This is a genomic window from Microbacterium sp. RD1, assembly GCF_052220165.1.
GTDB lineage: Bacteria > Actinomycetota > Actinomycetes > Actinomycetales > Microbacteriaceae > Microbacterium.
In genome coordinates, this window is the sequence record NZ_JBQPOL010000002.1 from 620,687 (window position 1) to 635,525 (window position 14,839).

Consider the following 14,839-nt stretch of genomic DNA (forward strand, 5'->3'; position numbering starts at 1 on the left):
CGGCGTTCAGCGCAGCCCCTGCTGCAGCGCCTTCAGGAGATACGCCCCGTAGCCGCTCTTTACCAGCGGCTCGGCGCGCTGACGCAGCTCGTCGTCGGTCAGGAAGCCCATACGCCACGCGACCTCTTCGGGGCACCCGATGGAAAGCCCCTGCCGCTTCTCGACCGTGCGGACGAAGTCGGTCGCTTCGCTCAGGGAGTCGAACGTGCCCGTGTCGAGCCACGCCGTCCCGCGGGGCAGCAGCTCAACCTTCAGGTCGCCGCGCTCCAGGTAGGCCTTGTTGACGTCGGTGATCTCGAGCTCGCCCCGCGGAGACGGGGTGAGGTTCTTCGCGATCTCTACGACATCGTTGTCGTAGAAGTAGAGCCCGGGGACGGCATAGTTGCTCTTCGGCGCCAGCGGCTTCTCCTCGAGCGAGACGACGTTGCCGTCGCGGTCGAACTCGACGACGCCGTAGGCGGTCGGGTCGTCGACCCAATAGCCGAACACGACGCCGCCGGACAGCTCGGTGTACTGGCGCAGTCGCGTCCCCATCCCCTGCCCGTAGAAGATGTTGTCACCGAGCACCAGCGCCGCCGATTCGTCGCCGATGTGCTCCTCCCCGAGGATGAACGCCTGCGCCAGCCCATCCGGGGACGGCTGCGACTTGTAGGTGATCGAGACGCCGAATCGGCTGCCGTCGCCGAGCAGACGCTGGAACTGCTCGGAATCCTGAGGCGTGGTGATGATCAGGATGTCGCGGATGCCGGCCAGGATGAGCGTCGACAGCGGATAGAAGATCATCGGCTTGTCGTACACCGGCACGAGCTGCTTCGATATTCCGAGGGTGATCGGGTGCAGTCGAGAGCCGGTGCCGCCTGCCAGGATGATGCCACGCATGTCTCTAGTCTCTGGCATGCCCGGATGAGCGCCAAACCTCGCAGCAGCAGCGCAGTATCCTGGAACGATGCGCAGGCTCCTCGTCACTGGCGGTGCCGGTTTCATCGGCTCGAACTTCGTCCACCACGTCCTCGAGCACACCGATGACCACGTCACCGTCCTGGACAAGCTGACGTACGCCGGCAACCTCGCCTCGCTCGAGGGCCTCTCGCCCGACCGCTTCACCTTCGTCCACGGCGACATCACGGATGCCGCACTCGTGGACGACCTCTTCTCCCGCGTCGACGCCGTGGTCCATTACGCCGCCGAGTCGCACAACGACAACTCCCTGCACGAGCCACGGCCGTTCCTCGACACCAACATCGTCGGCACCTACACGCTGCTGGAGGCCGCCCGCCGGCACGACCGCCGTTTCCATCACATCTCGACCGACGAGGTGTACGGGGATCTCGAACTCGACGACCCGGCACGGTTCACCGAGCAGACGCCCTACAACCCCTCCTCGCCCTACTCGTCCACGAAGGCCGGGAGTGATCTCCTGGTCCGCGCGTGGGTGCGCTCGTTCGCCGTCCGCGCGACGATCTCCAACTGCTCGAACAACTACGGCCCCTACCAGCACGTGGAGAAGTTCATCCCCCGCCAGATCACGAACGTTCTCCGCGGCGTCCGCCCGAAGCTGTACGGGGCCGGGGTGAACGTGCGCGACTGGATACACGCGGAGGACCACTCCTCGGCGGTGCTCGCCATCCTGGAGCGGGGCGAGATCGGCGAGACGTATCTCATCGGCGCCGACGGCGAGAAAAACAACAAGGAGGTCGTCGAGACGATCCTCACGCTCATGGGCGAGCCCGCGGACGCGTACGACCACGTCACCGACCGCGCGGGACACGACCTCCGCTACGCGATCGACTCGACGAAGCTGCGCGCAGAACTGGGCTGGCAGCCCGCCTATCAGGACTTCGAAGCCGGCCTCGCCGCCACGATCCAGTGGTACCGCGATCACGAGGCGTGGTGGGCGCCCGCCAAGGACGGCGTCGAGGCGTTCTACGCGTCGAAGGGGCAGTGATGACGTCGTTCGGAAAGGCCCTGGCCCGCACGGAGACGAACATCCCCGGTCTCGTCGTGTTCGACCTCCCCGTGCACGGGGATTCGCGGGGCTGGTTCAAGGAGAACTGGCAGCGCGAGAAGATGATCGCTCTCGGCCTCCCCGACTTCGGCCCGGTCCAGAACAACATCTCGTTCAACGACGCCGTGGGCACGACGCGCGGCATCCATGCCGAACCGTGGGACAAGTGGGTGTCGGTGGCCGCCGGGCGTATCTTCGGCGCCTGGGTCGACCTGCGCGATGGACCGTCGTTCGGTCAGGTCTTCACGACCGAGCTCGACCCGTCCCGCGCGATCTTCGTGCCGAGAGGAGTGGGCAACTCCTACCAGACGCTCGAGGCGGATACCGCCTACACCTACCTCGTGAACGACCACTGGTCGCCCGACGCGGAGTACGCGTTCCTGAACCTGGCCGACGAGACCGCGGCGATCGCGTGGCCGATCCCCCTCTCGGACGTCGAGATCTCCGCGAAGGATCTCGCCCACCCGCGACTGGCGGATGTCACGCCCATCGCGCCGCGTAAGGTGCTCGTGCTCGGGGCAGGCGGCCAGCTGGGACGTGCGCTTCATGCGGAGTTCGGCGACGCGCCTCACGTCGAGTACGCCACCCGGGCCGACCTGGATCTCACCGACCGCGAGCTGGACTCGGCGCGTCGCTGGCGCGAGTACGGAGCGATCGTCAACGCCGCGGCGTACACCGCCGTCGATCTCGCGGAGACACCGGACGGTCGGCGTGACGCGTGGGCGGCCAACACGACGGCGGTCGCCGCGCTGGCGCGTATCGCCGCGACGTATGGGATCACGCTCGTCCACGTCTCGAGCGACTACGTGTTCGACGGCACCGCGGACCGTCCCTACACCGAGGACGACGCCGTGGCCCCCCTCGGCGTGTACGGCCAGACCAAGGCCGCCGGCGACGCCGCGGCAGCGACGGCGCCGCGTCACTACATCGTGCGCACGAGCTGGGTCATCGGCGACGGGAAGAACTTCGTCGCCACGATGGCCTCGTTGGCCGAACGCGGAGTGGACCCGAAGGTCGTCGACGATCAGCGCGGACGACTGACCTTCACCTCCGAGATCGCCCGGGGAATCACCCACCTCCTCGAATCGGACGCAGCGTTCGGCACGTACAACCTCACCTGCGACGGGGAGAGCCTCACCTGGGCGGACGTCGCCGCGGAGGTCTTCGCGCTCACCGGCCACGATCGCTCACGAGTGAGCGGGGTGAGCACCGAGGAGTACTTCGCGGCCGCGAGCGGGCCGGTCGCACCGCGCCCGCGGAGCAGCGTGCTCGACCTGGCCAAGATCCGTGCCACGGGATTCGAGCCTGCCTACGCGGCGACGATGCTCAGGCGATATCTCACGACGTGACGACCGGCGGCTGCGTGCCGCGGAGGTGAGAGCCTACGGGACGGTGACGCTCCGGCATCCGATCGTCGTGTTGACGCCCCCACTGGCATCGATCGCGTAGACGCAGACCGTGCGGACACCGGATGCCGCCGGTATCGACGCGACGAACCCGTGCGGCTGTCCGGCGGCGGGGAAAGCCGCCGCGACGTCGGGACGGTTCAGGTTCGCGGGGTATGCGCGACCGACGCCGTCGACGTAGACGTGCACCTCGATGGGGCTGGCCGTGTCGGGGTCGATCGCCCATCCCGAGGCCGAGATCGTCCCCGCCGCGGCAGACACCCCTTCGAAATTGCCGATCGGTGCCCGGTTCGCCGAGGGCGGCGGCGTGGGCGTGGGCGTCGGCGTGGGCGTGGGTGTCGGCGTCGGCTTGGGCGTCGGTGCCGGTGCGGCTCCCGACACCGTCGCGGAACGGCAGCCGAGGTTGGGGTTGGCGCCGCCGGCATTGTCGATCGCATACACGCACACCTGATGCGTGCCCGGCGATGCCGGCACCTGGATCACGAAGCCGTGCTTGTCGCCGTAGCCCGGATACGCCGCCGCGATGTCCGGACGCGACACGTTAGCGGTGTACGCCCTGCCGACGCCGTTCACGTAGACATGCACCTCGATCGGGCTCGTCACGTTCGCATCGAGCGCCCATCCCGAGGCGGTGATCGTGCCCGCCGCCGCCGACAAGCCCTCGAAGTTGCCCACCGGCGCTCTGTTCGCCGTCGGCAACGTCGGCGTGGGCGTCGGCTTGGGAGTCGGCTTCGGCGTCGCTGTCGGCGTCGGCGTCGGCTTGGGAGTCGCGGAAGCCGTCGGCTTGGGAGTCGGCTTGGGCGTCGGCGTCGTCCCCGAGACCGTCGCGGACCGGCAACCGAGGGTCGGGTTGTCCCCACCGGCGTTGTCGATCGCATACACGCACACCTGATGCGCCCCCGGCGACGCCGGCACCTGGATCACGAAGCCGTGCTTGTCGCCGTAGCCCGGATACGCCGCCGCGATATCCGGACGCGACACGTTCGCGGTATACGCCTTGCCGACGCCGTCCACGTACACGTGCACCGAGATCGGGCTGGCCACATTCGGGTCGAGCGCCCAGCCACCGATGCTCAGCATCCCCGCCGACGTGCCCAACGACTCGAAGTGCCCGATCGGGGCCTTCGGCGCGGTCGGCAACGGCGGAGCGACGGTGACCGCACGGCAGCCGATCTCCTTGTCCCCGCCCACTCCGTTGTTGATGGCGGTGACGCACACGTTCGAGGTGCCGACCGGAAGGGCGACCTTGGTGGAGAAGCCGTGTTTGGCACCGGCATTCGGGTACTGCGCCGCGACGTCGGGGCGGCTCACGTCAGCAAGCACCTGGGTCGTCTTGCCGCCGACCGAGACACGCACGGAGATCGGCTTCGCGGTGTCCGGATCGAGCGCCCAGCCGCGAACGGTCGCCGTGCTGCCCGACGCCGTCACCGAGTCGAGGGCGCCGACGGGAACGCGTGCACGATCGATGGTGCCGGTGACCGTGACCGTGCCGCAGGCGATCAGCCGGTTCGTTCCCGTGCCGACGTTGATCGCGTAGCTGCACACGGTGTGCGCGCCGGCGGCCGGAACGGCCACCCTGACGTCGAAGCCGTGTTTCGAGCCGACGGACGGATACGCCGCGCCCACATCGGGACGTTCGAGCGATGCCGTGAACGCCTTCCCCACGCTTCCCACGTAGACATGGACCTCGATGGGGTTCTTCGTGTCGGGGTCGGCCGCCCATCCGGTGACGCGGATGGCGCCGGCGACGCTCTGGAGCGACTCCACATTCCCGAAGGGGTCTCCCCCGCCCTGCGTGGGGCCGAACCAATCGGTGAAGTACTGGTAGAAGTTGCGGTTGCCGTAGCTCGAGCATCCGTCGCCCGTCCCGTATCCGGCGCGCAGCGCCGCGGCATTGGGCTGATACGGCGTGTAGTAGTACAGGCTCGCCGTCGCCTGGTTCTCGATGTAGACCGCCCCGCTGCCGCAGCGCGCGGCGTCAGGATGCCACAGCACGTTCCAGGTGCGCCCGGGAGCGAACCAGTTGAAGTAGTTGCTCGTCCCCGGGGGATTGGAGTAGCGCTTCAGCTGCCAGGCTCCGCCGTAGATCTGCGTCGCGAATCCCATGCCGTTGGCGGTGCATCCGGTCGTATCCGGGCAGTTGTAGCCCAGCGCGAAGTTGAAGTTGTAGTCGGAGGGAGCCGACGAGGTCACCAGACCCTGCTCCTTCTGGAGCATGACGAGGATGGCCTGGGGGTTGAGGCCGCACGCGCGCGACACCTTGTAGATGAGGGAGGCCGCCGTTTCCGACGGCGCGCCCTGGAACGCCGAGCACATGGGGTTCGCGGGCTTGGACTCGGACGGACCCCGCCATGTCTTCAGGCAGGTCCTGCCTGAAGCGCAGTTCGGGCCCTTGGAGTTGATGAACGCGGCGATCTGCGCTTCGGTCATCGACGCGCTGTTGTAGAACACCTGGTCGCTGATGATGTTGCCGGCGCGGAACTGCGACAGATCAGCCGCATCGGCGGTGTCGCTCGCACTGACGGCGACCGTCACTCCGAGCACGAGACCGAGGACAGCGAGGAACGTGGCCGCGCGCGTCTTCGCCTTCTTCCACCGCACATGCATGTCACCAGTGTGACGGATGCGGCTCGCGATACCCGGGCTACGCCGCGTAAGCGCCCGGCGTGTCGGACTTGCCGGGCGCCTCGCTCGCGCTCACAGCTCGGCGTGCAGCTGCCACACGCGTTCGCCCGCGTCGCGCCAGGAGAACGTCTTCCCGCGGTCGGCAGCGAGCACGCGGAGACGCTCGGCGCCGTCCCCGATCGCTCGCGCGGCCGCGGCCGACAGACCGCTCGGCTCGGTCAGCAGCGCCGCATCGGCGAGCACCTCGCGATGCACGGCCGCGTCGACGGCGACGACGGGCACGCCGAGCGCGAGCGCCTCCACGACGCGCCAGGGCCAGCTCGCCGCCGGGGATGCCGCGAGGAGCAGCGCGGCCGCCCCCCACACGGCGGCGCGATCCGCCGGCTCCATCGGGCCGAGGACGCGCACCCGTTCTTCGGCCACCCCGCCGGCTGCGGCGACATCCCGCACGGCGGATTCCTCCCCTTCGGGCACGTCCATGACGACGACCTGTTGCGGCATACCTCTCAGCGCGGCCATGCCGTCGGCGAGGGAGCCGTCCGTCGGCGACGCGCTCAGAACCACATAGGTCGACGGCAGTCCGAGGGATCGGCGCCTCCCCACCGCATCCGTCGGCTCGCGAAAGCCCTCCGGCGGCGCACCGGCGACGACACGGATGCGTCCGGCGAGCTTCGGGGCGATCTCGGTGAGCCGCTCCGCCATCGCGTGCGCGGGCACGACGACAGCGTCGGCGTGCTTCTCGGCGCGCTTGAGCATCGCCCTGTGCCAGAGCACGTCGCTGCGTGGCATCGACGGATGCGCGTCCCAGGCGCGCAGATCCCACAGGGTCACGACGATCTGGTGCGTCTCGTGCACGCGGTCGTGCCGCACGAGAGGAGCCAGCAGGGTCGGCGAGTGGATCATGCCCTTGCCGACGCCGGCCACGACGCCCAGTTGCCAGGAGGCGGCCAGTTCGCGCCGGCCGAGGGCCAGCCGCACCACATCGGCGAGTCCGTCCAGGGCGACGTCCCCGCCGCGCGGGACGATGGCGGCGACATCCGCCCCCTTCGGTGCGGCGGCGATGAGGGCGCGCGTCAGTTCTCCGGATGCTTCGGCGATATCGGGCTGCGTCGGGGCGACGAGCTGATCGAGGACGACGCGCAGCGTCGCCGTCACGTCCCGGGCTCCGCGGTCGGAGTCGGCGGGTGAAGGGTCGTCCGGATCATCTCCTGGATGTACGCGTAGTCGGGGGCGTACTCGTCGATCCCTCCCGCGGGCGTCAGCTCGATGGGCGTGACGGGGAGCTCCTGAGCCTTCAGCGCGAGATCCAGCAGGGTGGGGATCAGCGGCTGCGGCACATCGGTCTCGACGATGGCTGTCCCCGCAGCCGCGACATCCTGGAACCGGGTGAGCACGTTCGACGGGGTGAACTGAGCGAGCATCGCCTCCTGCAGCTGACGCTGGCGCGCCATGCGGTCGAAGTCGCTCGTCGTATAGCGCGACCGGGCATACCACTGGGCGGTGTCGCCGTCCATGTGCTGCGGGCCGGGCTCGATCCAGCCGATCGCCCACTCCTCGGCAGGCTGGCCGGAGTATGCCGGTCCGCCGCCCTTCGGCAGCCGCTCCGCGACGGTGATGTCGACGCCGCCGAGCGCATCCACGAGCGCGGCGAAGCCGTGCATGTCGATGAAGACGTAGTACGGGATCTCGATGCCCAGAATGCCCTCGGCGGCGTCTTTGGTCGCCTCGATGGCGGGGCTCGACCCGTTCGTCACCGCATCCGGGTACAGGGCGTTGCCGTCCTGGCACACCTCCACCTCGGTGCGGAGCTGGTTGATCCCGCTCCCCCAGCCGCAGCTGGGGTCGGAATGACTTTCGTGGCCGTTGGGGTACTTGTCCTGCATCGGTCCGGGCGCGAAGGGGAAGTTCGGCATGTCGCGCGGGATGCCGGTGATCGTCGTCGCCCCGGTCGTCGCGTTGACAGAGACGACGGAGATGCTGTCGAAGCGCATGGAGTCGCGCCCCTCGCCGCTGTCGGCGCCCAGAAGCAGCACGTTGTAGTAGCCGTCCGACGGCGGAACGACCGGACCGGATTGACCGAAGATCGCGCCGAGGGTGTCGCGCACCGTCCCGGCCGTCTGCACGGCCCACGCGGCACCTGATCCGACGCCCACCAGGAGCAGGATGCTGACGGCGGCGATGCCGAAGCGCGCGAGCGAGCCGGTTCGGACGAGGCGCACGAGCCTCAGGGTGTCGACCGTGAGCACGACCCACAGCACCACGTACCCGACGATCACGAGCTGCACGAGCGTGAGCGGCAGCCACCGGAGCCACGCCAGCCACTCCGGGATCCACACGCCCGTGACGAGAACGCCCAATTGCGTCGGCCACAGGAGCGCCAGCACCCCCACGAGGACCAGGGCGATCCACAGGGTCAGGGTGGCGGCGAGGCCGAATCGACCGAGACGGCGGTTGCCGGCCAGGATCTGCGCGGATCCCGGGATGAGCACGTTCAGCAGAACGAGCCACCAGCCGCGACGCGTCATGACCTGGCGCGAGGCGGTGTCGGGGTTGCGCAACGGCCGCGTCTCCACCACCGCCCGCGGTCGCGTGCGGGGGCGCGGCGGCACCGTCGCGCTCACAGCGAGTCCTTCAAACGGCGGTTCTTCTCCTCGACCTGACCCTCGAGGTCGCGCGCATACTGCTCGATCCGGTCACCGAGTGCGGCGTCAGAGACGCCGAGGATGCGTGCGGCCAGAAGCCCCGCGTTCTTCGCGCCGTTGATGGAGACCGTGGCGACGGGGATCCCGCCGGGCATCTGCACGATGCTGAGCAGTGAGTCGAGTCCGTCGAGGGTGGCCAGCTGCACCGGGACGCCGATGACCGGAAGCGCCGTCACGGACGCCAGCATCCCCGGGAGGTGTGCGGCACCGCCGGCGCCGGCGATGATGACCCGCAGCCCTCGGCCGCGGGCCTCTCGCCCGTAGCGGAGGAGCTTGTCCGGCGTGCGGTGGGCGGAGACGACCTCGACCTCGTGAGGCACGCCGAGTTCGGTGAGCGCCTGGGAGGCGTCGCTCATGACCCGCCAGTCCGAGTCGGAGCCCATGACGACGCCGACCACGGGCGTCTCGGAAGAGTGCAGCGGCCGGGTCACCCGACCAGGCTAGGGCGCACGGCTGCGAGAACGCCGGAACGGCGCGGCTCAGTCGGAGAAGTACGCCGCCGCCGCGCGCGCCTCGTAGACGACGTCGTCGAGGTCGTCGCCTGCGACATTCACGTGCCCGACCTTGCGTCCCGGCCGTGGGGCCTTGCCATACGTGTGGATCTTGGCGCGCGGATGCTCCGCCATGGCCGGCGCGAAGCGCTCGCCCAGTCCGCCGTTCGCCGGGCCGCCGAGGATGTTGATCATCGCGGTCCAGGGGGCTGCCGCATCCGGAGTGCCCAGCGGCAGGTCGAGCACGGCCCGCAGGTGCTGCTCGAACTGGCTCGTGACGGCGCCGTCCTGCGTCCAGTGACCGCTGTTGTGCGGACGCATCGCGAGCTCGTTGACGAGGATGCGCTCGTCGGCCGTCTCGAACAGTTCGACGGCCAGCATGCCCGTGACCCCGAGGCCTTCGGCGATCTGCACGCCGAGTTCAGCCGCTGCGCGCGCGAGTCGGCCCTCGGCGCGCGGCGCGGGCGCGATCACCTCGGCGCAGACCCCGTCTCGTTGCACGGTCTCCACGACGGGGTAGACGGCCACATCACCGGACGGGCGCCGGGCGACCTGCTGGGCGAGCTCGCGGGAGAAGTCCACGAGCTCCTCGACGAGCAGCTGCCCGCCCCGCGCGTCCTCGGCGAGGGTCGCGAACCAGTCCTGGGCCTGAGATGCCGCGCTCACGACACGCACGCCTTTTCCGTCGTATCCACCGCGCGGGGTCTTCACGACGGCGCGGCCGCCGTGGGCGTCGAGGAAGTCCTGCAGCTCGGCCTCGTCCGCCACGGCGGCCCACTCGGGCTGCGGAGCGCCGAGCTCCGCCATCCGATGCCGCAGCACGAGCTTGTCCTGGGCGACGGCGAGCGCGTCGGGGCCGGGGTGCACACGGACGCCGGCCCCGACCAGCGCGGCGAGCACGTCCTGCGGCACGTGCTCGTGATCGAACGTGATCACGTCGACCTCGCGGGCGAAGGCCAGGACGGTGTCGGGGCTCCGGTAGTCTCCGACCGCCGTCGCGGCAAGCGCCGCCGACATCCCCGGCTCCTCGGCGAGGACGCGCACATCCAGTCCCAGTTCGACCGCCGGCGCGATCATCATCCGCGCCAGCTGACCGCCGCCGATGATTCCGACTCGCAACGCCATGTCGCCCCTTTCGTCGGTCCATCTTCTCGCAGACCGACCGAAACGTCAGGACGGGGAGAGGGGGACGGAGGGCGGTTGCGAGTCCCGGTGGGCGAGGATCTGATTGACCTCCACCTGATCGACGAGCACCTCGTGCACCAGTTCGGCACTGGGGACGTTGCGCAGCCGGAGCGGTGCGTCCACGCCGTTGGACAAGATCAGCGTGCCGGCCCCCCACATCCGCTGGATCGGTCCGCGGCGCAGCTGGATCGTGTACCCGCGCACGTGCGTGAGCTCGCTGCGGCGGCGGCGGAACAGCCCGCCGCGCTCGATCACGCGTCGCGTGGTGATCGTGTAGCTGTGCGACCACCACACCGCCCACGGCAGGACGACGAGCAGCAGCACCACCGCCGCGGCAGCTGTCAGCAGCATCCAGTTCTCCAGCGGCGGACGCAGATTGCCGTAGAAGTATCCGACGGCCGCAGCGACGGCGACCAGCACGACAGCCGACCAGAACAGCCGCCGGGCGTGGGGTCGCAGGCGCGCCACCCGCAGCTCGGGCGTCGGAGCACCCGGCGCCGGCATGAGCGGGCGCCCTCCGTATGTCGTCGGCTGCGTCACGATCTCATTGTGGCGCCCACGGCCGACATCGGAGTGCGCACACGCGGTTCAGCGCACGTGCACGACGTCGCCGGCCGAGACGGGCACCTCGTCGGTCCCGGTGTCGACGACGAGTCGTCCGTCTGGATCGATCCGCTGTGCGCGCCCTCCCAGGCTCGTGCCATCGGGCAGCGCCACCGTGACGTCGGCGCCGACAGTGGCGCATAGCGCCTCCACTTCGCCGAGCACGCCGGATGCCGCAGCGTCGCCGCGAGCGGCCGTCAGTGCGGCGAGCAGCTCGTCGAGGGCCTCGAGATAGTCGGCGATGAGCCGATCGTCATCGCACTCCAGGCCGAGCGCGGCGAACGAGATCGCGGTGGTCACGGGCAGGTCTACCCGCTGCATCCGCGTGTTGACGCCTGCTCCGATCACGACGGCGTGCGTGTCGTCCGGCACGACCTCGGCGAGGATGCCGCAGACCTTGGCACCGTCGATGAGCACGTCGTTCGGCCACTTCAGCTGCGCGGTGTTGCCGGTCCCGGTCAGCTGGGCGGCGACGGCGCGGGTCATCGCCGCGCCGGCGACGAGGGGGATCCAGCCGCGCCGGTGCGTCGGAAGCGCCTCGACGCGTACGAGCACCGAGAGGGCCAGGGCCGTCCCGGGCGGGGCGACCCACGTGCGGTCCAGACGCCCGCGACCGGCCCGCTGGTCGGTCGTGACGAGGGCCGACAGGTGCGGCCAGGCGCCGGGATCTTCGCCGGCGGCCGCCAGGACGTCGGCGTTCGTGGAATCGGTGGTCTCCACCACCTGCAGGCGTGGGCTCACTCCCGCCGCGCGGGGGTAGCCCTCTTCCGGGATCGGCATGTCCTCACCCTAGGACCCACCACGGCTACGCACCCGGTCTTGACATCCCGCATCCGTCGGGTCGCAGCGTGGGGTGGCAGCTGGTGCCGCATAGCCGCTCCCGGAGACGGCGAATTCCGCCACCTGAGTACGGAGCCCTCGGGCTCACGGGGCAGCTGCTGCCGCTTGCTGGCACCGGATGCGTCTCCACCTGCCACCCGAACGCCCCGCGCCCCACAGCCATCCGGGCGCGGGCTCACCGTGCGCGGCGAACCGGGCCGAGCAGGACGAGGGCGACAGCGAACGCGCTGAGGTGTTGTGAACACCCTCCAAGGCCGAAGACAGCCCCGCAGATAGGGTGGAACGCGTGACCGAGCAGCACGATCTCTCTACGACCGCCGGCAAGATCGCGGACCTCCGCAGCAGGTACCAGGAGGCCGTCGTCGACGCCGAGGAGGCTGCGCGCGTCAAGCAGCATGCCAAGGGCAAGATGACGGCGCGCGAGCGCATCGAGCTGCTGGTCGACCCCGGCTCGTTCGTCGAGCTCGACGAGTACGTGCGCCACCGCACCACGGCGTTCGGCATGGACCGCTCCCGCCCGTACGGCGACTCGGTCGTGACGGGGACCGGCACCATTCACGGCCGCACTGTCGCGGTGTACGCCCAGGACTTCTCCACGTTCGGCGGCTCGCTCGGCGAAGCCGCCGGCGACAAGATCGTGAAGGTCATGGAGTTCGCCCTGCGCGGAGGGATGCCGATCATCGGCATCCTCGACTCCGGCGGTGCCCGCATCCAGGAGGGCGTCGTCGCCCTCGGCAAGTACGGCGAGATCTTCCGCCTCAACACGCGGGCGTCGGGCGTCATCCCGCAGATCTCGATCGTCATGGGCCCGGCCGCCGGCGGCGCGGTGTACTCCCCCGCTCTCACCGACTTCGTCATCATGGTCGACAAGACCAGCCAGATGTTCGTCACCGGCCCCGACGTCATCAAGACCGTCACCGGTGAGGACGTCGGCATGGACGAGCTCGGCGGCGCACACACGCACAACACCCGTTCCGGTGTCGCGCACTACCTCGCCGAGGACGAGGACGACGCGATCGACTACGCGCGCTCGCTCCTCGGTTTCCTCCCCGACAACAACCTCGACGAGGTCCCCGTCTACGAGACGGCTTTCGAGTTCGAGACGACGGATGCGGACCGCTTCCTGAACACCGTCGTGCCCGACTCGGCGAACCAGCCGTACGACATCCACCAGGTCATCAGCCACCTGGTCGATCGCGGCGACTTCCTCGAAGTGCAGCCGCTGTTCGCGCCGAACATCGTGATCGGATTCGGTCGCGTCGAGGGCCGCACCGTCGGCATCATCGCCAACCAGCCGTCGCAGATGGCCGGCACCCTCAACATCGACGCCGGAGAGAAGGCGAGCCGCTTCGTGCGGTTCTGCGACGCGTTCTCGATCCCCATCGTCACGCTCGTCGACGTCCCCGGGTATCTGCCCGGCACCGACCAGGAGTGGACGGGCGTCATCCGCCGGGGCGCGAAGCTGCTGTACGCCTACGCCGAGGCGACCGTGCCGCTGGTGACGGTGATCCTCCGGAAGGCCTACGGGGGCGCCTACATCGTCATGGGCTCCAAGCAGCTCGGCGCCGACATCAACCTCGCCTGGCCGACGGCCGAGATCGCCGTCATGGGCGGCCAAGGAGCGGTCAACATCCTCTTCCGCGGCGAGATCAAGCGTGCCGAGGACGCCGGCGAAGACGTCGCGGCTGTGCGCACCCGCCTGGCGAACGAGTACACGTACAACGTCGCGTCGCCCTTCCTGGCCGCCGAACGCGGGGAGCTCGACGGCATCATCGAGCCCGCCCAGACCCGTGTCGCCATCGCGAAGGCGCTGCGGTCCCTGCGCGGCAAGCGCGCCAGCCTGCCGGCGAAGAAGCACGGGAACATCCCGCTGTGAGCGACGTCGATCCGGCGCCCGACGTCGCCGTGGACGTGCGTCGCGGGAACCCGACCGAGGAGGAGCTCGCGGCCCTCGTCGCGGTCGTCAGCGAGGCGTTCGCAGAGGAGTCGGCCGCGGCCACCGCACCGGATGCTCCGCGGCGCTCATCGTGGCAGCTGACGGCCCGCGGACTGCGGCAGCCGCTCGCGCGGGAGCGCGGCTGGTCGGGAGCCGATCGCTGACGCATCGCCCGCAGCTGTCCCCCGAAATACCTACAGACGGAGGGGTTGCACGCGCCGCATACTGATGGAGCTGGAACGCTTCGTGCGTTCGGCCGGACCGCTCTCCAGCCGGTTCCGGTCACGCGGATGGTTTTCGGGTAACCGTCCGCCGGCGAGGGGCGGGCGGCTTCGCCGCCCCTCGCCTCTCCTCTCGACTCGCCGATCCGGACTCCCCCCAAACCGGATCGGCGGGTCGGGAATCATCGTCGGGATGCCCCGGCGCCGGTGGCGGTCACGCTCGCTGTGGTGCGGTGCCGATCGCGGCCTCGCCGACGAATCGAGCGACGGCCTCGTCGAGCAGTTCCGGAACGGATGAGCGCGGCACCACGCCGCAGTTCACCAGGGCGGCCAGTCCCTGAAGCGCCGCGAGGAAGAGTGTCGCCCGCGTCTCAGCGCTGCCGGCCGGCACCCGCCCCTCGGCCTCGGCACGCTGGAAGACGTCCACGAGCGGCGCGAACGCCGTCTGTGCGGCCTGGCCGATGGCGCCCTCGTCGCGCTCGGAGTCGTGCCGGAACATGACGCCCGCGAGGTGGGCCCGATCGACCGTGAAGGAGACATAGACGAGCGCGACCCGCCCTGCCTGCACCTCGGCGGGACCCGCGGATGCGGCGGCGTCGACGATCTGGGCGGCCAACTGCTCGAATCCCGCCACCGCCACCGCGTCCAGCAGCGCCGAGCGGTCGGCGAAGTGCCGCGCCGGGGCGGCGTGGGAGACGCCGGCGTCGCGGGCGAGCTCGCGCAGCGACAGGGCGCCCGCGCCGCGATCGTGCACCACCACCAGCGCCCGGTCGAGGAGGACGTCGCGAAGAGAGCTGCGCCGATACCGGACCCCGTCCATGCGTC

Annotated in this window: 13 protein-coding genes; 4 read left to right on the forward strand and 9 right to left on the reverse strand. The window is 70.0% G+C overall.

Annotation, left to right across the window (positions count from 1 at the left end; all coding sequences use genetic code 11):
• Positions 1-6: 6 nt before the first annotated feature.
• On the reverse strand, positions 7-879 hold the full coding sequence (gene rfbA / locus ACTU3I_RS11860; RefSeq protein WP_442925895.1) for a glucose-1-phosphate thymidylyltransferase RfbA: 873 nt from the start codon (positions 877-879) through the stop codon (positions 7-9).
• A gap of 67 nt (positions 880-946) precedes the next feature.
• On the opposite strand from rfbA, the gene rfbB reads away from it, so the two are divergent.
• Together rfbB and ACTU3I_RS11870 are read left to right on the forward strand one after the other, a co-directional pair.
• The gene (gene rfbB / locus ACTU3I_RS11865) at positions 947-1,945 is read left to right on the forward strand and encodes a dTDP-glucose 4,6-dehydratase (RefSeq protein WP_442925896.1); all 999 of its coding nucleotides are present in this window, start codon (positions 947-949) and stop codon (positions 1,943-1,945) included.
• Positions 1,945-3,354 carry a sugar nucleotide-binding protein gene (locus ACTU3I_RS11870; RefSeq protein WP_442925897.1) on the forward strand — a complete coding sequence of 470 codons (1,410 nt, stop codon included), beginning with the start codon at positions 1,945-1,947 and terminating at the stop codon, positions 3,352-3,354. The genes rfbB and ACTU3I_RS11870 overlap by 1 nt, the downstream gene beginning before the upstream one ends.
• 33 nt (positions 3,355-3,387) lie before the next feature.
• On the opposite strand, the gene ACTU3I_RS11875 is transcribed toward ACTU3I_RS11870, so the two are convergent.
• The 7 genes from ACTU3I_RS11875 to ACTU3I_RS11905 form a co-directional block, all read right to left on the reverse strand.
• A complete protein-coding gene (locus tag ACTU3I_RS11875; RefSeq protein ID WP_442925898.1) occupies positions 3,388-6,018 on the reverse strand; it encodes a hypothetical protein in 2,631 nt (876 codons plus the stop codon).
• 90 nt (positions 6,019-6,108) lie between these two features.
• Positions 6,109-7,191: a glycosyltransferase gene (locus tag ACTU3I_RS11880; protein ID WP_442925899.1), complete on the reverse strand. Its 1,083-nt coding sequence runs from the start codon at positions 7,189-7,191 to the stop codon at positions 6,109-6,111.
• Positions 7,188-8,657, reverse strand: a complete 1,470-nt coding sequence (locus ACTU3I_RS11885; protein ID WP_442925900.1) for an LCP family protein — start codon at positions 8,655-8,657, stop codon at positions 7,188-7,190. Before ACTU3I_RS11885 ends, ACTU3I_RS11880 begins: the two co-directional genes overlap by 4 nt.
• Positions 8,654-9,121, reverse strand: a complete 468-nt coding sequence (gene purE / locus ACTU3I_RS11890; RefSeq protein ID WP_442926401.1) for a 5-(carboxyamino)imidazole ribonucleotide mutase — start codon at positions 9,119-9,121, stop codon at positions 8,654-8,656. The genes ACTU3I_RS11885 and purE overlap by 4 nt, the downstream gene beginning before the upstream one ends.
• Before the next feature lie 96 nt (positions 9,122-9,217).
• The gene (locus ACTU3I_RS11895; protein WP_442925901.1) at positions 9,218-10,354 is read right to left on the reverse strand and encodes a 5-(carboxyamino)imidazole ribonucleotide synthase; all 1,137 of its coding nucleotides are present in this window, start codon (positions 10,352-10,354) and stop codon (positions 9,218-9,220) included.
• Between the two features lie 45 nt (positions 10,355-10,399).
• The gene (locus ACTU3I_RS11900; protein ID WP_442925902.1) at positions 10,400-10,954 is read right to left on the reverse strand and encodes a PH domain-containing protein; all 555 of its coding nucleotides are present in this window, start codon (positions 10,952-10,954) and stop codon (positions 10,400-10,402) included.
• Between the two features lie 48 nt (positions 10,955-11,002).
• On the reverse strand, positions 11,003-11,797 hold the full coding sequence (locus ACTU3I_RS11905) for a biotin--[acetyl-CoA-carboxylase] ligase (protein ID WP_442925903.1): 795 nt from the start codon (positions 11,795-11,797) through the stop codon (positions 11,003-11,005).
• A 346-nt stretch (positions 11,798-12,143) separates the two neighbouring features.
• Between ACTU3I_RS11905 and ACTU3I_RS11910 the strand changes: the two genes are divergently transcribed.
• Positions 12,144-13,733 carry an acyl-CoA carboxylase subunit beta gene (locus ACTU3I_RS11910; protein ID WP_442925904.1) on the forward strand — a complete coding sequence of 530 codons (1,590 nt, stop codon included), beginning with the start codon at positions 12,144-12,146 and terminating at the stop codon, positions 13,731-13,733.
• Positions 13,730-13,957 (forward strand): acyl-CoA carboxylase subunit epsilon, encoded by a 228-nt coding sequence (locus ACTU3I_RS11915; RefSeq protein ID WP_442925905.1) that lies wholly within the window; start codon positions 13,730-13,732, stop codon positions 13,955-13,957. Before ACTU3I_RS11910 ends, ACTU3I_RS11915 begins: the two co-directional genes overlap by 4 nt.
• 271 nt (positions 13,958-14,228) lie before the next feature.
• On the opposite strand, the gene ACTU3I_RS11920 is transcribed toward ACTU3I_RS11915, so the two are convergent.
• Positions 14,229-14,834: a TetR/AcrR family transcriptional regulator gene (locus ACTU3I_RS11920; RefSeq protein WP_442925906.1), complete on the reverse strand. Its 606-nt coding sequence runs from the start codon at positions 14,832-14,834 to the stop codon at positions 14,229-14,231.
• Between the last annotated feature and the right edge of the window lie 5 nt (positions 14,835-14,839).